Source organism: Streptomyces sp. NPDC088923, from assembly GCF_044749745.1.
In the GTDB taxonomy this organism is placed as follows: Bacteria; Actinomycetota; Actinomycetes; order Streptomycetales; family Streptomycetaceae; genus Streptomyces.
In genome coordinates this window covers 1,865,281-1,883,190 of sequence record NZ_JBIVIO010000001.1, presented here as the reverse complement: position 1 = coordinate 1,883,190, position 17,910 = coordinate 1,865,281, and the positions used below count along the sequence as shown (strand labels likewise).

Here is a 17,910-nt window from a genome sequence, read left to right as displayed (position 1 = left end):
GTGCTTGTACTTGTCGCTCCCGGCCAGGGCGCCCAGACGCCCGGCTTCCTGACCCCTTGGCTCGAACTGCCCGGCGCGGCCGAGCGGCTCGCGGGCTGGTCCGAGACGATCGGACTCGACCTCGTCCACTACGGGACGCGGGCCGACGCCGACGCGATCCGGGACACCGCCGTCGCGCAGCCGCTGCTGGTGGCCGCCGGGCTGCTCTCGGCCGCCGCGCTCGCCGGGACCCTCGGTGAGGACCCCGCGGCGCCGCTTCTCGGCACGCTGCGCCCCGGCGCGGTCGCCGGGCACAGCGTCGGCGAGCTGACGGCCGCCGCCTTCGCCGGGGTCCTGGACGCCGAGGCGGCGCTCAGGCTCGTACGGACCCGGGGGCTCGCGATGGCCGAGGCCGCGGCGGTCACCGAGACCGGCATGGCCGCGCTGCTCGGCGGGGACCTCGCCACGGTCGCGCCGCACCTGGAGAAGCTGGGCCTGACCCCGGCGAACGTCAACGGCGGCGGCCAGGTCGTCGCGGCGGGGACGACGGCGCAGCTCGCTGCGCTGGCCGAGGACAAGCCCGAGGGTGTGCGCCGCGTCGTGCCGCTCCAGGTCGCGGGCGCCTTCCACACCTCGCACATGGCCCCGGCGGTCGACGTGCTCGCGAAGGCGGCGGCCGGGCTGAGCCCGGCGGACCCGGCGCTCGCGTACGTGTCGAACAAGGACGGTGCCCTGGTCACGACCGGCGGCGAGGTGCTCGACCGGCTCGTGGGCCAGGTCGCCAACCCGGTCCGCTGGGACCTGTGCATGGAGACGTTCGCGGAGCGGGGCGCGAGCGCCCTGATCGAGGTCTGCCCCGGTGGCACGCTCACCGGTCTCGCCAAGCGTGCCCTGCCGGGTGTCGCGAAGCTCGCGCTGAAGTCCCCCGAGGACCTCGAAGCGGCCCGCGCGCTCGTCGCGGAGCACTCCGCCTGAGCACCGAGGCGCCCGCCCGCCGCGGCGCCCGCCCCCGACCCGCGAAGCCGAACCCCGTACCGCCCGCCCCGAACCGCCCGGACGACGAGGAGCCCCGTCAGATGTCGAAGATAAAGCCCGCCAAGGGTGCCCCGTACGCGCGCATCCTGGGCGTCGGCGGCTACCGGCCCGACCGCGTCGTCCCCAATGACGTCATCCTGGAGACGATCGACTCCTCGGACGAGTGGATTCGTTCGCGCTCGGGCATCGAGAGCCGGCACTGGGCGGGCCCCGAGGAGACGGTGACCGCGATGTCGGTGGAGGCGGGCGGCAAGGCGCTCGCCGACGCCGGTATCGCGCCCGAGCAGATCGGCGCGGTGGTCGTCTCGACCGTCTCGCACTTCAAGCAGACCCCGGCCGTCGCCACGGAGATCGCCGACAAGCTCGGCTGCGGCAAGCCCGCCGCCTTCGACATCTCGGCGGGCTGCGCCGGCTTCGGCTACGGGCTCACGCTGGCCAAGGGCATGGTCGTCGAGGGCAGCGCCGAGTACGTGCTCGTCCTCGGCGTGGAGCGGCTCTCGGACCTCACCGACCTGGAGGACCGCGCGACGGCCTTCCTCTTCGGGGACGGTGCGGGTGCGGTCGTCGTCGGGCCCTCGCAGGAGGTCGCGATAGGCCCGACCGTCTGGGGCTCCGAGGGCGACAAGGCCGAGGTCATCAAGCAGACCGTGCCGTGGACGGACTACCGCTCCGGCGAGGTCGCGCGGTTCCCGGCCATCACCCAGGAGGGTCAGGCGGTCTTCCGCTGGGCCGTCTTCGAGATGGCGAAGGTCGCCCAGCAGGCGCTGGACGCCGCCGGGATCACCCCGGAGGACCTGGACGTCTTCATCCCGCACCAGGCAAATATGCGGATCATCGACTCGATGGTGAAGACCCTGAAGCTGCCGGAGCACGTCCAGGTCGCACGCGATGTCGCGACCACCGGCAACACCTCGGCCGCCTCCATTCCGCTCGCCATGGAGCGGATGCTGGCGACCGGCCAGGCGAAGAGCGGCGACACCGCGCTTCTCATCGGCTTCGGGGCGGGTCTCGTGTTCGCCGCGACGGTCGTTACCCTCCCCTAGGCGCACCATCCGGCCGCGTCCGCGCGTGTTCCCGCTGCTCAACCAGGGCGACGGAGCGCGACACGGGCCGGCCGGAGGGGCGCCACCGCTGGAATCCCCGTAACAATTCCCCTCAACGAATGGAGCGCCGACATGGCCGCCACTCAGGAAGAGATCGTCAAGGGTCTCGCCGAGATCGTGAACGAGATCGCCGGCATCCCGGAGGAGGACGTCCAGCTGGACAAGTCCTTCACCGATGACCTGGACGTCGACTCGCTGTCCATGGTCGAGGTCGTCGTCGCCGCCGAGGAGCGCTTCGACGTCAAGATCCCCGACGACGACGTCAAGAACCTCAAGACCGTCGGCGACGCCGCCGATTACATCCTCAAGCACCAGAGCTGATCCTGTGCTCCGGTCCGTGCCTTCCGGCACGGGCCGGGGCCGGTCGCTCGGCGCCCGGGACACCGCGTCACGCACCCTCGTGGCGCGGTGGCCCGCCCTGTGTGACTGCCGCCGCCCGGCGGTGGCGCCGCAATCCCTCGTATCCGTGGAGAAGGAATTCCTGTGAGCCCGACCAATCGCACCGTGGTCGTCACCGGTATCGGCGCAACCACACCGCTGGGTGGCGACGCGAAGTCGACCTGGGACGGCCTGCTCGCCGGCCGCTCCGGCGTCCGCGCCCTCACCGAGGAGTGGGCCGAGCAGCTGCCGGTCAAGATCGCCGCCCGCATCCTCGTCGAGCCCGGCGAGATCCTGCCCCGCCCGCAGGCGCGGAAACTGGACCGCTCGGCCCAGTTCGCGCTGATCGCGGCCGACGAGGCGTGGAAGGACGCCGGTTTCACCGCCAAGGCCGGTGAGGACGCCTCCGTCGACCCCGACCGCCTCGGCGCCGTGATCGCCTCCGGCATCGGCGGCGTGACGACCCTTCTGGACCAGTACGACGTGCTGAAGGAGAAGGGCGTACGCCGCGTCTCCCCGCACACCGTGCCGATGCTCATGCCCAACGGGCCCGCCGCCAACGTGGGTCTCGCCATCAACGCCCGCGCCGGGGTCCACACCCCCGTCTCGGCCTGCGCCTCGGGCGCCGAGGCGATCGGCTACGGGATCGAGATGATCCGTACGGGCCGCGCCGACGTCGTCGTCGCGGGCGGCACGGAGGCGGCGATCCACCCGCTGCCCATCGCCGCCTTCGCCAACATGATGGCGATGTCCAAGAACAACGAGGACCCCGAGGGCGCCTCGCGCCCCTTCGACACGGCCCGTGACGGCTTCGTGCTCGGCGAGGGTGCCGGTGTCGTGGTCCTGGAGTCCGCCGAGCACGCCGCGAAGCGCGGTGCCACGGTCTACGCCGAGGCGCTGGGCCAGGGCATCTCGGCCGACAGCCACCACATCACGGCCCCCGAGCCTTCCGGCGAGGGTATCGCCCGCGCCCTGGAGAACCTGCTCGCCTCGACGGGCCTCGACCCCGCCGAGATCGTGTACGCCAACGCGCACGCGACCTCGACGCCGCTGGGCGACGTCGGCGAGATCAAGGCCCTCTCGAAGGTGTTCGGCCCCGAGCTGGACCACGTCGCGATCTCCTCGACCAAGTCGATGACCGGCCACCTCCTCGGGGGCGCGGGCGGCATCGAGTCCGTCGCGACGATCCTCGCGGTGAAGAACCGGACCGCCCCGCCGACGATCAACGTCACCGAACTGGACCCGGAGGTCGGCGCGGACATCATCCGCGACGAGCCCCGCGAGCTCCCGGCCGAGGGCCCCATCGTGGCCCTCAACGACTCCTTCGGCTTCGGCGGCCACAACGTGGTCCTGGCGTTCCGCAGCGTCTGAGTGTGAAGCGTGTGGCGGGCCGGCACCTTTGGGTGGCGGCCCGCCACACGTTCTGTTTTTTCAGCCCCTCCGGCGTTTGAGGAGCGGGGCGTGGGGCGGAGCCCCACAAAGCCCCCGGCCCGGGCTCACACCACCTGGTGCAGCCACCGCACCGGCGCCCCCTCCCCCGCGTAGCGGAACGGCTCCAGCTCATCGTCCCAAGGCTTCCCGAGCAGCTTGTGGACCTCGTCCGCGAGCACGCTCTCGCCCGCCCCCGCCCGCGCGACGGCGGCCCGCAGCCGGTCCTCCGGGATGAGGATGTCCCCGTGCACGCCGGTGACCGCGTGGAAGATCCCCAGTTCGGGCGTCGCGCTGTACCGCTCGCCCTCGACACCCGGCGTGGGCTCGGACGTCACCTCGAAGCGCAGGAGCTGCCAGCCCCGCAGCGCGGAGGCGAGTTTGGAGGCGGTGCCGGTCTCGGCCTGCCAGGAGAACTCGGCGCGCCAGGTGCCGGGCGCGGCGGGCTGTCTGATCCAGTCCAGACTGACCCGCACCCCGAGCACGTTCGCCACGGCCCATTCGACGTGCGGGCACAGCGCGCGCGGTGCGGAGTGCACGTACAGGACTCCACGTGTCGTCGTCACCGGTACCTCCTGTGGGGGACGAGGTGCAGGACCCCTCGCGCCCGTGCCGAGCATTCTTCCCAAATGGGACAGAAGTGACGTGATGCAATGTAGCCGACCGGGAACAGCGGGCCGTCACCGGGCCGGGGCGGTCGCCGTGCCGGCCCCGCCGGAACCCGCCGGGGCGTGACATGCGCCGCCTCGGGCAAAACTACCCTGCGGGAACGCCCGCGGTGTGACGTACCGTCGACCTCAGCGCTACGAGCACCCGGCTTTCACCCGCCAGGGCGCCCCGCGAGGCGCCGGGGCGCACGCCCCCGGGTCCGGTGTGCCGAAGGAAGGAGCCCGCGTATGCGGAAGGTGGTCACTGCGGCACGAGTCCTGCGCGCGCGCCGCCCGGCGGGCCGGGCGCTCCCCCGTAGCCGTCGGCGCGCGGGCCGTGTCCTCGCGGGCGCCGGCGCGGCCGCCCTGCTCGCCCTGCTGCCCGCCTGCTCGGGCTCCTCGGGGCGGCCCGGACCGCCCGGCGAGGTGGCGAGCACGCGGGCGGCGACGGGCTGGGACCGCAGCCCCTCGTCGGTGGCGGCGGTGGGCGACTCGATCACGCGCGGTTTCGACGCCTGCTCCGTGCTCGCCGACTGCCCGGCGGTGTCGTGGTCGACAGGCGGTGAGAAGGACGTGGACTCGCTGGCGCGGCGGCTGCTCGGCGGGAAGAACGTCGAGGGCCACGCGTGGAACCTCGCGAAGTCGGGGGCGCGGGCCGAGGCCCTGCCCGAGCAGATGAAGGCCGCGGCGGAACACGATCCCGGTCTGGTCACGGTCCTCATCGGGGCGAACGACGCGTGCCGCTCCGACGTGGACGCGATGACCCCCGTGGACGAGTACCGCGCGGACGTCGAGAAGGCGCTCGACACGCTGCACGAGCGGGCGCCGGGGGCGCGGGTGTACTTCTCCAGCATCCCGGACCTCAAGCGGCTGTGGGAGCTGGGGCGCACGAGCGACCTCGGCAAGGAGGTGTGGAAGCTCGGCATCTGCCCGTCGATGCTGAAGGACCCGGACGCGCTGGACCGGGCGGCGACCGAGCGCAGGGACAAGGTCGAGCAGCGGGTCGCCGAGTACAACAGCACCGTCCAGGAGATCTGCGCGAAGGACAAGCTGTGCCGGGACGACGGCGGCGCGGCGAACGCGACGCGTTTCACGGCGAGCGAGCTGAGCCGCTGGGACTGGTTCCACCCGAGCCGCGAGGGCCAGGCGACGCTGGCGCGCATCGCCTACGAACGGATCACGGCGAAACGGTAGCCGCCACGCGGCTCCGCGAAAATCCAGCCCGTCCGGCGATTGAGGACACCGCGCCGCGAAGCGCGAAAAAAGGGGGCCGCCCCCAGCAGCGGTCAGGCGCTCCTGGGGGCGGCCAGTCGATGGGCGGCCCGGGCGTCAGCCCTTCCGTACGGCCGCCGCGACCCGCAGGTCCCGCACGCTGCGTCCGGCCTCGACGCCGTAGTCCCCCGCCACGAGGCGCCACGCGCCCTGCGCCTCGTCCCAGATCTCGAAGGCGCGGCGCGCGACCCGTACGACCGCCTCGGCGCTCTCGCCGGGGGCCGCCTCGACCTGCGCGAAGCCCGCGAGCCAGCGCGCGGGTCGCCCGGTCTCGGGGCTCGTGCCGGGCTCGGCGGGAGCGAGGTAGACCTGCACGGTCTCGCGGCCCGTACGACTGCCGCTGTTGCGGACGCGCACGGTGACGGTGAGTCCGTCCTCGGCGGCGGGCTCGACGGTGACGGACTCGTACGTCCAGTCGGTGTAGCCGAGGCCGTGCCCGAAGGGGTACGCGGGGGTGCGGCCCGCCTGCTCCCAGGCGCGGTAGCCGATGAGGACGCCCTCGGTGTACTCCAGTTTCCCGTCCGTCGGGGTCGTGTTGACGACGGGGGCGTCTTCGAGGACGGTCGGCCAGGTGGTGGGCAGGCGCCCACCGGGCTCGGCGGCGCCGGTGAGGACGTCGGCGAGCGCGGCGCCGCCCTCCTGCCCGGGGAACCAGCTCAGGAGCACGGCGGCGACCTCGTCGCGCCACGGCATCTCGACGGGCGAGCCCGCGTTGACGACGACGACGGTGCGGGGGTTGGCGGCCGCGACCGCGCGGACGAGGTCGTCCTGACGGCCCGGCAGCTTGAGGTCGGCGCGGTCGAAGCCCTCGGACTCGACGCGCTCGGTCGTCGCGACGACCACGACGGCGGTGTCGGCCCCGCGCGCGGCCTCGGCGGCGCGGGCGATCAGCTCGTCGGGGTCGTGCACGGGGTTCTGGTGCAGGACGGTGAAGCCGACGGCCTGGATGGGGAGGCCCTCGGGCTTGGCGACGGTGTGGAAGACGCTCAGCTCGACGGGCTCCCCGGCGGCGAGTTCGAGGCGCCCGCGCTCGGTGGGCTGGCCGAAGAACGCCTCGAAGGGGTCGGTGGCGGCGCCCATCTCGACGGAGCCCTCGAAGAGTGCGCGACCGGCGACGGCGACCTTGAAGCCGCCGATGCCGCGCGTGCCGAAGACGTGCTCGCCGCTCTCGCGCGGCGTGAAGGTACCGGTGACCTCGATGGAGTGCAGGGTGTCGTAGGTGACGCCCTCGGGCAGGTCGCTGCCCATCCACTGGATGTGGCCGCCCGCGAGCGGGACGTCGGCGAGGACCTCGCCCGCCTCGTCGCGGCACACGGCGCGCAGCGCGAAGCCCTGGCCCGCGACGTCGAGCTCGTTGTTCGGGTCGGCCCCGACCTCGTACGAGAGGGTGCCCTCGGGGAGCGCGGCGCGCAGCCCGTCGAGCGGCGAGACGACGTGCGCGGGGAAGACCGTCGCGGAGCCGCCGCCGAGGATGCGGGCCTCGCGGGCCGCGGCGCCGCTGAGGGCGACGCGGGTGCCGGGGGCGAGCGGGAGGGCGGGGGCGTCGTCGCGTACGTCGTTGCGGACGAGGACGAAGGAGCGGGTCGCGAGTTCGCGGGCGAAGGCCTCGCCGTCGATCGCGGCGGGGAGCGCGGCGGCCGGGACGACGGGCTCGGTGGTCTTGAGCGCTCCCGTCCGCGCGGCGAGCAGCAGGACGCGGCGTACGGCGGCGTCGACGACGCTCTCCTCGACGTCCCCGGCGCGCACGGCGGCGGCGAGGTTCTCGCCGTAGACGGTCTTCGGGCCGGGCATCGCGAGGTCGAGTCCGCCGTTGGCGTCGGCGACGGTGTCGCGCGCGGCGGTCCAGTCGGAGACGTTGACGCCGTCGAAGTCCCACTCGCCGCGCAGGACCTCGTTGACGAGGTGGTGGTGCGCGGTCATCGTCGTGCCGTTGACCGTGTTGTACGCGGTCATGATGCCCCAGGGGTGGGCGTTCGCGACGATCGCCTCGAAGGGGGCGAGGTAGAGCTCGCGCAGCGGGCGCGGGGCGATGCGGTTGTCGACGGTGAAGCGGTCGGTCTCCGCGTCGTTGCCGACGAAGTGCTTCGTCGTCGTGCCGACGCCGCCGGACTGGACGCCGCGCACGTAGCCGGTGCCGATGGCCCCGGTGAGGTACGGGTCCTCGCTGTACGCCTCGAAGTGGCGCCCGCCGAGCGGGGAGCGGTGCAGGTTGACGGTGGGCGCGAGCAGGACGTGGACGCCCTTGCGGCGGGCCTCCTGCGCGAGCACCTGACCGGCGCGGACGGCGATCTCGGGCGACCAGGTGGCGCCGAGCGCGGTCGGGGACGGCAGGGCGAGCGAGGGGTCCTCGCTCGTGGAGCGCACGCCGCGTACGCCGATGGGGCCGTCCGAGACGACGAGCGAGTCGAGGCCGATCTCCGGGATCGCGGGCAGCGACCAGAAGTCCTGCCCGGCGAGCAGCCGGGTCTTGGTGTCGAGGTCGAGCCGGGCGAGGGCGGTCTCGACCGCGGCCTCGTGGGCGGCTTGCTGTTCAGGGGTGACCTGGGGCTCGGGTGGGGTGGACGCACCTGTCACGGCCGTACTCCTCGTGGTCGCTGTCTGCCGGCTGCGGGGCCGCGCCCCCGCGTGGGTGGGAGCGCGCCCTCATCTTGCACCCGTCGACCTGTAGTCCGGTAGGGGACGTTATTTTTACGTGACATAGCGATGCCGTACGGTCCTGCTGGAGCGGGGGTTCCGGGGCCGGTCACCGGCTCGACGGGTTTCCCGGGCCGGGCGGAGAGGCACGGCGGGCGAGAGGGGTGCACGGCGGATGGTCAGGGCCAAGGGCGAGGAACGGCGCGCGGAGATCCTGCGGGCGACGCTGGAGGTGATCGCGGAGCGCGGCTACCGGGGGGCGACGCTCGGCGCGGTCGCCGAGCGCGTGGGGCTGACGCAGCAGGGGCTGCTGCACTACTTCCCGACGAAGGAGGCGCTGCTCGTGGCGCTGCTCGCCGAGCGGGACCAGTGGGACGCGATCCCGGGCGACTCCTGGCGCCTGGACCTGCTCTCCTCGCTCGTGGACTACAACGCGATGCGGCCCGGCGTCGTGCAGACCTTCAGCGCGCTGCTCGGCGAGAGCGTGACGGAGGCGCACCCGGCGCGGGACTTCTTCACGCGCCGGTACGTGGTGGTACGGGGCAACATGGCCTCGGTCCTGCGCACCGCCTACGGCGAGCGGCTGCCGAGCGGCCTGACCCCGGAGCAGGCCGGGAGGCTGATGGTCGCGGTCATGGACGGCCTCCAGTACCAGTGGCTCCTGGACCCGGAGGCCGTCGACATGAGCGCGGCGTTCCGCGACTTCCTGCACCTGCTGGAAGGGGTGGAACAGCCGCGCGCCTGAGTCAGTCGCCCAGCGCGTCCAGCGCGCGCACCTCGTCCTCGGTCAGCCGCACCGCCCCGGCCGCCACGTTGTCCTCCAGGTGGTCCACGCTCCCGGTCCCCGCGATGGCGAGCACGTGCTCCCCGCGCCCGAGCACCCACGCGTGCCGCACCTGGGCCGCCGAGACCCCGTGCGCCCGTGCCACGTCGAGCACCGCCGCGTGCTCCTCGCCGCCGCCCTGGGCCTCGCGGCCCGGCTTGGCGCCCGAGAAGAAGGGCACGAAGGCGATCCCGCGCTCGCCGCAGAGCGTGAGCGTCTCGTCCTCGCGCCGGTCGATCCCGTACGGGTTCTGCACGGCCGCCACCGGGGCGATCTCCAGCGCCTCCTTGAGGTGAGCGGGCCGGACGTTGGAGATGCCGAGGTGCCGGACGAGCCCGGCCTCGCGCAGCTCCGCGAGCGCGCCGAAGTGCTCGGCGAGCGAGTCCTGGCCCATGAGGCGCAGGTAGACGAGGTCCATGTGGTCCCGGCCGAGCTGGCGCAGGTTCTCCTCGACGTGGCCGCGCAGCTCGTCGGGGCGCGCGGGCTCCACGAACTCGCCGCGCACGTCCCGGACCGGGCCGATCTTCGTCGCGATGACGAGGTCGTCGGCGTACGGCGAGAGAGCCGAGTTGATCAGCTCGTTCGCGGAGCGGGTCTGCGAGAAGTAGAACGCGGCCGTGTCGATGTGGTTGACACCGAGTTCGATGGCGCGGCGCAGGACGCGGAGCGACTGCTCACGGTCGCGCGGGACGCCCTGGTGGAAGGGCGCGGTGCCGGTGAGCCGCATCGCGCCGAAGCCCATGCGGTGCACGGGGAGGTCCCCGCCGAGTGCCCACGTACCGGATTCGGCCGCCGTGGTGGTGGTCATGCTGGGTTCCGCCCTTCGCTGTGCCGACCGCCCGCGTTCCGTACCGGGCGGCAAGCATGGAGTATGCGCGACCGGAGGGGCCTCCGGATAGTTGGCGCGGCGGGGGAAGGATCACAGCGGGAGCGGGAACTCGGCGGCGCTCCGGGGAGTTGTGGTCAGTGCGGCTCGACGGCGGGGCTCTCCTCGCGCGGGGCCGCCTCCAGGGGTTCCCCGCGCAGGTCCCGGGCGAGCAGCGTGGCGCCCGCGACGGCCCCCGGCATGAGGAAGACCGCGACGACGGGGACGAGGAAGGCGAGCCCGAGCGGGACGCCGAAACCCCAGGTCAGACGCTTGCGGCTACGGAGCAGCGCGAGCCGTTCGCGCAGGTCGACGCGGCGGCGGGCGAGCGCGATCGAGGCGAGTTCCTCGGCGAGGAAGAACCCGGTGACGAAGAAGCCGATCACGGGCACGACCGTCTGCCCGACGAAGGGCAGGAACCCTGCGGCGAAGAGGCACACGCCCCAGATCGCGGCGCGCACGAGGATGCGGACGCCGTCCCGTACGGAGATCCAGATCTCGCGCCCGAGGGAGAGCCCTGACTCGGTCGGGAAGCCGTCGATCTCGCGGTCGACCTCCTCGGAGAGCGCGTCGTAGAACGGCTGCCCGATGACGAGCGTGACGGCGGTGAAGCTCAGCACGCAGCCGAGGAGCACGAGCACGAAGAGCACGACGGTGAGCGCGCCCCGGAAGAGCCCCTGCCACGGCGATTCCCAGTCGTCGGCGAAGGGCGTGGCCCAGGCGACGAGGTCGCCGCCCCACAGGGCGAGCGCGAGGAGTACGGCCGCGTACAGGACGAGCGTGATGAGCCCGGGCAGCAGGGCCACGCCGTACCGCTTGCCGTGCCGGCCGACCCAGCGCTGACCTTCGAGCAGATACCGGAATCCGAGGGCGAGTTCACGCATAGGCGGGACCCTACCGGGCGTGGGCACGTCAGGTACCGGCGAGGCGGGGCGTGGGCGGGGGCGGGCACCTGACGCGCCCGCCCCGGCCTCACCGGTGCCCGCCCCCGCCGCACCGGCCCCCGGTCCCGCTCACGTCAGGTCGACGATCATCTTCCCGGTGTTCTCGCCGCGCAGCAGGCCGAGGAACGCCTCGGCGCCGTTGTCGATGCCGTGGGCGAAGGTCTCGCGGTACTTGAGGCTGCCGTCGCGGACCCAGGCGGAGACCTCCTTGACGAACTCGCCCTGGAGGTCGGCGTGGTCCTGGACGAGCATGCCCTCCAGGCGGATGCGCTTGCCGATGACCTGCGCGAGGTTGCGCGGGGCGGCCGGCGGCTCGGTGACGTTGTACTGCGCGATCATGCCGCAGATCGCGAAGCGCGCGTGCACGTTGGCGCGGCTGATCGCGGCTTCGAGGTGCTCGGCGCCGACGTTGTCGAAGTAGACGTCGATGCCCTCCGGCGCGGCCTCCTTGAGCTGGTCGGCGACGGGGCCGTTCTTGTAGTTGAAGGCGGCGTCGAAGCCGAGCTCGTCGACGAGCCACGCGACCTTCTCGTCCGAGCCCGCCGAGCCGATGACGCGCGAGGCGCCCTTGAGCTTCGCGATCTGCCCGGCCTCGCTGCCGACCGCGCCCGCCGCGCCGGAGACGAAGACCGCGTCGCCCTCCTTGAACGCGGCGACGCGCAGGAGCCCGGCGTAGGCCGTCAGGCCCGTCATGCCGAGCACACCGAGGTACGCGGAGAGCGGCGCGGCGTCCGGGTCGACCTTCGTGGCGTGCTGGGCGGGCACGGAGGCGTACTCGCGCCAGCCCGCGAAGTGCAGCACGTGGTCGCCCTCGGCGAAGCCCTCCGCCTCCGAGGCGATGACCTGGCCGATCGCGCCGCCGGTCATGGGCTCGTCGAGCGCGAAGGGCGGCGTGTACGACTTCACGTCGTTCATGCGCCCGCGCATGTACGGGTCGACCGAGAAGTACAGGTTGCGCACGAGCACCCGGCCCTCGGCGGGAGCCGGTACGGGGGCCTCGCGCAGCGCGAAGTCCTCGGGGACCGGCCAGCCCTGCGGGCGGCGGACGAGGTGCCAGGCGCGGCCGGACTCGGGAAGGGTGGTCATGCGGAGTGCCTCCTGCGGGCGGGAATCCTTGGGAAGGGGATTTGTTTCATTGGCTGAAACAAACATGCGCATGAACATTTCACCATGTCAAGCACCTCGCTACGATGAGGGCATGACACGCCCCGCCACCGCCCCGCGCGACCCCCTCACGCTGGAGGTCGTCCAGCTCATCGGCGCGGTCGTCGGGCGCTACCACGAGGAGTACGAGCGGGCCGCGTCCGCCCACGCGCTCACGGGGGCACAGGCCCGCGTGCTGAGTCTCCTGTCCCTCGGGCCGCTCCCCATGCGCCGTCTCGCGCGGACGCTGAAGTGCGAGCCCTCGAACGTGACGGGGATCATCGACCGCCTGGAGACGCGCGGCCTCGTCGAGCGCCGCGCCGACCCGGACGACCGCCGCGTCAAGCTCGCGGCGGCGACCCACGAGGGCCTGCGCCTCGCGCGCGGCCTGCGCGACGGGCTCGACTTCGCCCGCGAGCCGCTCGCGGACCTGAGCCGGGAGGAGCGGCTCGTGCTGCGCGGGCTGCTGCGGCGGATGCTGGGCGAGGACGTGGCAACGACGCAGGACGGAAGCGGAGCCGTACGGGAAGACTGAACCCGCACCCGCACCCGCACCAGTACCCGCACCGGCCCCCTCACCACGACGGAGACCCCGTGCCGTCCTTCACGCCCCTCGATCTCACCCTCGTCCTGCTGCGCCGCATGCAGGACTTCCACCCCGCGCTCGTCGAGCGCGCCCGCCGTGAGCTGGGCGCCGACGCCGCGCGGATGCGCGAGGCGAACCGGCGCTGGCAGGCGAGCGCGCACGGGCGGTACGGGCGGGGCGAGGCGGCCCGCTACCGCGCGGCGCTCGGGGAGCCGGAGACCCGTACCCGCGTACGCCTCGGAGACCTGGAGTGCGAGGCGCTGCGCTGGCCGCTCCCGCTCTGGCCCGAGCTGCGCTTCGAGGCGCTGCTCGGGCCGGACGGGCGGGCCTGGAACGCGTGGCTCGTACGGGCGCCGGGGCACGCAGCGCCCGTACTGCGCACCGCCGCCGACCTCGTCCCGTGGGCCGCGACCGTGGACGAGGTCGCCGCCGCGTTCCCGCCCGCGCGCCCGCTGGAGGGCACGGCGCCGACGCGGACGCGGCTCCTGGTCGAGGTCCCGGAGAGCGGTGGCCCGGTCCCGTACCTCGTCGATTTCACCTGGGGTCTGCTCCAGACCGCGACCCGCCGGACCCCGGACCGGATGGATTCGAACGCCGGGCCGGACACTCGCCCGTAAAGGTGATCAATCCCGTTCAGGTTGCCTCGGGCTACCGATTCGGCTGATGCTTACGGGGCGCGAGCGACGGGATGCATACCGTGAGCGAGCGCCGAAGTCCCCGGCGGACATGTCCCTTTGCGCACCGGGGAGTTCGTGTCCCAGGGGCCCCTGATCCACAGGGGTCCGACAGTCCCAAGGCAGTACCGAAAGAGAAGGCAGCAACACGATGAACTTCCTCACCGACATCCTCGCCGGCCTCGTCCACGTCGTGGGCTGGCTCGTCTGACGTCGGCCACCCGGCACAGCGCGGCGCCGTCTCCCCCGGTCCCACGGGGAGGCGGCGCCGCCGCGTTGTGCGCGGGCCGGGGTGTCCGCCGCGTCGTGCGCGCGCACCCCGGCCCCTGGCCTCACCTCACGTTCAGCGCGTCCGTGAGGACCTGCGTCGCCGAGCCGCCCTGGTCGTCGCGGACCGAGGCCCGCAGCGAGACGGTCTTCGCGTCGCGCGGCACGCTCACCACGCCCTTCCAGGTGTCGCCCTTCTTGGCGAGGTCGACCTGCTGCCACGTCTTCCCGGCGTCGTACGAGACGGAGAGCGCGCCGGTCGTGAGCTTCCCGGTGCCGCTCGCGCCCGCCACGTACTCGCCCGTGAGAGCGAGCGGCAGTCGCTTCCCGGCCCGGACCGTGCCGTCGAGCGCGGTGTCGACGTCGTAGTTCAGGTTGATCATCGGCAGCGTCGTCTCGACGTCCGCCGGCGTCCGCGCGGAGCGGACCTCCCAGGCGGAGTGGCCCTTGACGCCGGTGCCCCACACCTTCGGGTCGAGTGCCGTGTCGGTGATGATCTTGTACGTGTGCTCGGCGGGGTCGGCGTCCCAGACGTAGGCGCCGGAACTCGTCGCCTTCGTGACGGTCTCGCCGTCGACCTGGACCTGCGTGGTCTGAGTCAGCGACTCGTCGTTCCACACGTCGCCGAAGCCCGTGTGGTCGGGGCCCGAGTCGCCCCAGCCCGGCGTGTTGAAGGCGAGGTCGTCGCCCCGGCGGGTCTGGCCCCAGCCGAGCCCGGTGCCCAGGTAGGGGTGCAGGACCGGCTTGAACCAGTCGAGCGCCGTCCTCCTGCCCGCCGGGTACGCGGCGAGCCCACCACGCTCCTCCAGGCTCAGTTCCGGCCCGGCCTGCACGGTCTCGTGCCAGCGCAGGTCGTCCGCGGTCGAGACGTAGTCGGTACGGGTGCCGGGGAAGGCGGCCCGCTCCAGGAAGCCCACGCCGATCGGGAAGGCGTCAGCGATCGAGTAGCGGAACTCACCGCCCGTCTGGGCCTTCGCCCCGTAGTACGTCGTGTCGACCGTCGCGAGGTCCTTGGCCCGCGGGGCGATCGTGAGGTCCTTGTCAGGGATCGCGCCGGGGTGGCCGACCGAGAGGTCGTAGATGTACGGGGCCTGCGGCGTCCCCGTCAGCTTCAGCTTCTCGCCGCCCTTCGCCGCCCGGGCGAGCACCTTGCCGTCGGCGGCGTTCACCGTGGCGACCGGGAAGGAGCGGTCGGCGCCCGCATCGGTGCCGAAGAAGGCCATGAGCCGCCCGGGAGCGTCGTCGGTCACGAGCAGCGCAGCCGCGCCCGCGTCCTCGGCGTACCGCGCGAGATCGGCGGGAGCGACGGTCTTGTCCGCGTGGACGAGGACCGCCCTGCCCTTCACCTCCTTGCCCTCGTACGCGGCGGCCGCGCCGTTGCCCGCGTCGAAGAGCTTCGCGCTCAGCTTGCCGTCGAGGCCGGTGGACCCGGACTGGACGGTCAGCTCCGAGACCGCCTTGCCGCCCGCCTTGCCGCTGAGCAGCGGCTTGCCGAGCCGCCACACCGTGCGGTACTCGAAGGTGCCGCTCTTCGGCTTCGTGGTGGGCGCGGCGAAGACGCTGTCGTACGTGAGCGGGACCTGCGCCTGCGCGCTGTAGGCCGAGCCGTTCGCGGAGCGCGTCGCCTCCATGATGAGCTGACGGGTCTCCGTCGCGCGCGGGAGCTTCGTGCCGATCTCCCGCAGGGTGCGGCCGTCGAGGGTGACCTCGCGGTCGCGGTCGAGGGTGATCTCGGGCGCGGTGAGGTAGCCGAGGCCGAGCGAGTCCGCGCCGTGCGAGCCGCGCACGTCGAGGAAGGTGCTCAGCGCGTAACTGCCCGGCTTCAGGCGGAGCTTGACGGTGCCGGATTCGCCGACCGTCTCGGGCAGGGTGTCGGCGCCCTTGCTGAGGGTCTGGAGGGCGAGGTTCGCGGGGGCCGGGGCGCCGTCGCGGTCCTTGACGTGGACCGTGAGCGTGTAGCGCTCCTCCTCCTTGACGAGGCCGAAGGCGGTGTGGGCGAGGAGCTTCCCGTCTTCGTCCTTCGCGAGGACCTGCCCGGAGAGCTGCCCGACCGGGGCGCCCGTGCCGTCACCCGTGACGGTCGTGTGCGCGCTGCCGTGCGCGGGGACGGTCAGCTCGGTGTCCGCGAGCGTGACGGTGCCCTCGGGCACGTCGCTCGTGGTCAGGCGCACGGTGAGCGGGCTGCCGGAGTCGTTCGTGTACGTGAGGGTCTTCGTGACCGGCTTGTTGTCCTCGTACGGCCAGGAGTAGAAGCCGAGGTCGGCGCTCCCGGTCGCGGTGAGCGGGCTCGTCGTCGCGTCGGGGACGCTGACGCGGCCGGCGCCGAGGTCGTACGCGGAGGCGTCGAGGGTCTTCGACGTGGACATGAGCGCGTTCTTGAGCCGCGCGGCGTCCCAGTCGGGGTGCTCCTGGGCGAGCAGGGCCGCGACGCCCGCGACGTGCGGCGTCGCCATCGACGTACCGCTCATCGTCGTGTACGCGCCCTCGCCCGCGACGAGCGAGGAGCGCGCCGCGAGGATGTCGACGCCCGGCGCGGAGAGATCGGGCTTGAGCGCGTTGTCGAGGTAGCGCGGGCCCTTGCTCGTGAAGTACGCGGCCTCGTCAGCGGAGTCGACGGCGCCGATGGTGAGCGCGTCGTCGGCGGCACCCGGCGAGCCGATCGAGCCCGGCGAGCCGTAGTTGCCCGCCGCGACGACGAAGAGCGCGCCGGTCTCCTCGGTGAGGGTGTTGACGGCCTGCGCCATGGGGTCGGTGCCGTCACTGGGCTCGCTGGAGCCGAGGCTCATGGAGACGACCTTGGCGCCGAGGTCCTTCGCGGCCCATTCCATCCCCGCGATGATCTGCGACTCGCTGCCCTCGCCCTCGTCGCTGAGGACCTTGCCGATGGCGAGGTCCGCGTCCGGGGCTACGCCCTTCTCCCGGCCGTCCGAGGCCGCGCCGCTGCCGCCCACGGTCGAGGCGGTGTGCGTGCCGTGGCCGTTGCGGTCGGCGACCTCCTGGCCCTCGATGAAGCTCTTGCTGGCGACGACGCGGCCCTTGAGGTCGGGGTGGTCGGGGTCGATGCCCGTGTCGAGCACGGCGACCTCGACACCCTTGCCCGTGAGCCCGGCCTCCCACGCCCGCGGGGTGCCTATCTGCTCGTTGGACTCGGCCATGTCGGCCTTGACCTTCGCGTCGAGCCACACCTTGCCGACACCACTGTCCGCCGCGAAGGAGCGCGTGGCCCCGGTCTTCTTCGCGCTCTTGGTGAGGCTCTCCCAGAAGGCGGCGGGCTGCTTCGCCGTCACGGCGGTCGCGCCGATGCTCGGCAGCGCGCGGACGCGGGTGGTACCGGCCAAAGGCGTCGGCGCGGTACGGGACTTCGCCTTCGCGGCCGTCCCGGTCACGATGAGCGGCAGCGGCGCCGGGGCCTTGCCGCCCTCGCCCGCGAGCCCCTGGGCGACCAGCTCGGTGACGTCGAAGAGCCGGGGGTCGAGCGTCCCCTGCGCGAGGTACGGCTCCGCCTCGGCGGGGACGACCCTGACGTGCCCGCCGGCCTCCTCGGTGCGGACGACGCCGGTCGCGCCCGCGGCACGGTCCACGGTCACGGTCCGCTTGCCGCCGGGGAGCTCGGTGAGGGTCACCCGGTCGCCGGTCACGAGGTTGACGGTCGCGGCGGCCTGGGCGGTACGGGTCGGGGCGGCGGTACGGGCGGGGGCGGCGGACCGAGGGGTGGTGTCCGCCGTCGCGGGGCCGGTGGCGTGGGCGAGCGCGGTGCCGGGGAGCAGGGCGAGCGCGAGCCCGGCCGGCAGCAGCCCGGCTCTGCGCCACAGGGGTGCGGATCTGGTCATGAAAGCCCTCTCTTCGTCAGCGCGGCCAGGGGGTGGGACGCGCTGCCGAAGAGTGTGAAGTGCGCTGTGTTGCGGAAGAGTTGCGGAGCACTGGCGGAAAGCGGCCATGGCACATTGCCGCCAACGGGCAGGTCAGCGGCGGCGCTTGGGTTTCGGCCATATCGTGCGCGGGTGACCGTGGGGCGGCGCGGGGGCGGCCGTGCGGCCGTACGAGCGGGAGCGCGGCACCGCTCCCCCGTACGTGCGGGCCGGAGCGGTCCGGCGGGCGCGGGAGCCGGGTCCGGGCGGGGGAGAAAAGATCA

The 17,910-nt window shown here is 73.2% G+C and carries 14 protein-coding genes; 8 read left to right on the top strand and 6 right to left on the bottom strand.

From position 1 onward, the window contains the following. From ACIP4O_RS08475 to fabF, 4 genes are all read left to right on the top strand, one after another. Positions 1-954: an ACP S-malonyltransferase gene (locus tag ACIP4O_RS08475; protein WP_401572955.1), complete on the top strand. Its 954-nt coding sequence runs from the start codon at positions 1-3 to the stop codon at positions 952-954. Positions 955-1,055: 101 nt separating this feature from the next. Beyond that, positions 1,056-2,057, top strand: a complete 1,002-nt coding sequence (locus ACIP4O_RS08470; protein WP_361322147.1) for a ketoacyl-ACP synthase III — start codon at positions 1,056-1,058, stop codon at positions 2,055-2,057. A 132-nt stretch (positions 2,058-2,189) separates the two neighbouring features. Then, positions 2,190-2,438, top strand: a complete 249-nt coding sequence (locus ACIP4O_RS08465) for an acyl carrier protein (RefSeq protein WP_164284061.1) — start codon at positions 2,190-2,192, stop codon at positions 2,436-2,438. A gap of 162 nt (positions 2,439-2,600) precedes the next feature. Next, positions 2,601-3,866 carry a beta-ketoacyl-ACP synthase II gene (gene fabF, locus ACIP4O_RS08460; RefSeq protein ID WP_361322150.1) on the top strand — a complete coding sequence of 422 codons (1,266 nt, stop codon included), beginning with the start codon at positions 2,601-2,603 and terminating at the stop codon, positions 3,864-3,866. A gap of 125 nt (positions 3,867-3,991) precedes the next feature. Here the strand turns inward: fabF and ACIP4O_RS08455 are convergent, their stop codons facing one another. Further along, positions 3,992-4,543 carry a DUF3145 domain-containing protein gene (locus ACIP4O_RS08455; protein ID WP_361322153.1) on the bottom strand — a complete coding sequence of 184 codons (552 nt, stop codon included), beginning with the start codon at positions 4,541-4,543 and terminating at the stop codon, positions 3,992-3,994. A gap of 276 nt (positions 4,544-4,819) precedes the next feature. Between ACIP4O_RS08455 and ACIP4O_RS08450 the strand changes: the two genes are divergently transcribed. Then, positions 4,820-5,764, top strand: coding sequence for an SGNH/GDSL hydrolase family protein (locus ACIP4O_RS08450; protein WP_401572952.1), 945 nt, complete (start codon positions 4,820-4,822; stop codon positions 5,762-5,764). A gap of 135 nt (positions 5,765-5,899) precedes the next feature. On the opposite strand, the gene ACIP4O_RS08445 is transcribed toward ACIP4O_RS08450, so the two are convergent. After that, entirely contained in the window at positions 5,900-8,416 is a 2,517-nt protein-coding gene (locus ACIP4O_RS08445) for a glycoside hydrolase family 3 protein (RefSeq protein WP_401572950.1), read from the bottom strand. Between the two features lie 235 nt (positions 8,417-8,651). On the opposite strand from ACIP4O_RS08445, the gene ACIP4O_RS08440 reads away from it, so the two are divergent. Beyond that, positions 8,652-9,221, top strand: coding sequence for a TetR/AcrR family transcriptional regulator (locus ACIP4O_RS08440; protein ID WP_361322162.1), 570 nt, complete (start codon positions 8,652-8,654; stop codon positions 9,219-9,221). A 1-nt stretch (position 9,222) separates the two neighbouring features. Here the strand turns inward: ACIP4O_RS08440 and ACIP4O_RS08435 are convergent, their stop codons facing one another. From ACIP4O_RS08435 to ACIP4O_RS08425, 3 genes are all read right to left on the bottom strand, one after another. After that, positions 9,223-10,107 (bottom strand): aldo/keto reductase, encoded by an 885-nt coding sequence (locus tag ACIP4O_RS08435; protein WP_401572948.1) that lies wholly within the window; start codon positions 10,105-10,107, stop codon positions 9,223-9,225. A gap of 155 nt (positions 10,108-10,262) precedes the next feature. Continuing rightward, complete coding sequence (locus ACIP4O_RS08430) at positions 10,263-11,048, bottom strand: EI24 domain-containing protein (protein WP_401572947.1); 786 nt, start codon at positions 11,046-11,048, stop codon at positions 10,263-10,265. A 129-nt stretch (positions 11,049-11,177) separates the two neighbouring features. Further along, entirely contained in the window at positions 11,178-12,194 is a 1,017-nt protein-coding gene (locus tag ACIP4O_RS08425) for an NADP-dependent oxidoreductase (RefSeq protein WP_401572946.1), read from the bottom strand. 112 nt (positions 12,195-12,306) lie between these two features. Between ACIP4O_RS08425 and ACIP4O_RS08420 the strand changes: the two genes are divergently transcribed. Both ACIP4O_RS08420 and ACIP4O_RS08415 read left to right on the top strand, forming a co-directional pair. Next, on the top strand, positions 12,307-12,786 hold the full coding sequence (locus ACIP4O_RS08420) for a MarR family winged helix-turn-helix transcriptional regulator (protein ID WP_401572944.1): 480 nt from the start codon (positions 12,307-12,309) through the stop codon (positions 12,784-12,786). Positions 12,787-12,845: 59 nt separating this feature from the next. Continuing rightward, the gene (locus ACIP4O_RS08415) at positions 12,846-13,454 is read left to right on the top strand and encodes a hypothetical protein (protein WP_401572942.1); all 609 of its coding nucleotides are present in this window, start codon (positions 12,846-12,848) and stop codon (positions 13,452-13,454) included. A 389-nt stretch (positions 13,455-13,843) separates the two neighbouring features. Here the strand turns inward: ACIP4O_RS08415 and ACIP4O_RS08410 are convergent, their stop codons facing one another. Beyond that, positions 13,844-17,608 carry a S8 family serine peptidase gene (locus tag ACIP4O_RS08410; protein ID WP_401572940.1) on the bottom strand — a complete coding sequence of 1,255 codons (3,765 nt, stop codon included), beginning with the start codon at positions 17,606-17,608 and terminating at the stop codon, positions 13,844-13,846. Positions 17,609-17,910: the final 302 nt, after the last annotated feature.

What these genes read in the sequence shown, in the direction of transcription:
- ACIP4O_RS08470 (WP_361322147.1), top strand. Translation starts at nt 1,056, where the DNA reads ATGTCGAAGATAAAGCCCGCCAAGGGTGCCCCGTACGCGCGCATCCTG.
- ACIP4O_RS08465 (WP_164284061.1), top strand. Translation starts at nt 2,190, where the DNA reads ATGGCCGCCACTCAGGAAGAGATCGTCAAGGGTCTCGCCGAGATCGTG.
- ACIP4O_RS08455 (WP_361322153.1), bottom strand. Translation starts at nt 4,543, where the DNA reads ATGCTCGGCACGGGCGCGAGGGGTCCTGCACCTCGTCCCCCACAGGAG.
- ACIP4O_RS08450 (WP_401572952.1), top strand. Translation starts at nt 4,820, where the DNA reads ATGCGGAAGGTGGTCACTGCGGCACGAGTCCTGCGCGCGCGCCGCCCG.
- ACIP4O_RS08440 (WP_361322162.1), top strand. Translation starts at nt 8,652, where the DNA reads ATGGTCAGGGCCAAGGGCGAGGAACGGCGCGCGGAGATCCTGCGGGCG.
- ACIP4O_RS08435 (WP_401572948.1), bottom strand. Translation starts at nt 10,107, where the DNA reads ATGACCACCACCACGGCGGCCGAATCCGGTACGTGGGCACTCGGCGGG.
- ACIP4O_RS08430 (WP_401572947.1), bottom strand. Translation starts at nt 11,048, where the DNA reads ATGCGTGAACTCGCCCTCGGATTCCGGTATCTGCTCGAAGGTCAGCGC.
- ACIP4O_RS08425 (WP_401572946.1), bottom strand. Translation starts at nt 12,194, where the DNA reads ATGACCACCCTTCCCGAGTCCGGCCGCGCCTGGCACCTCGTCCGCCGC.
- ACIP4O_RS08420 (WP_401572944.1), top strand. Translation starts at nt 12,307, where the DNA reads ATGACACGCCCCGCCACCGCCCCGCGCGACCCCCTCACGCTGGAGGTC.
- ACIP4O_RS08410 (WP_401572940.1), bottom strand. Translation starts at nt 17,608, where the DNA reads ATGACCAGATCCGCACCCCTGTGGCGCAGAGCCGGGCTGCTGCCGGCC.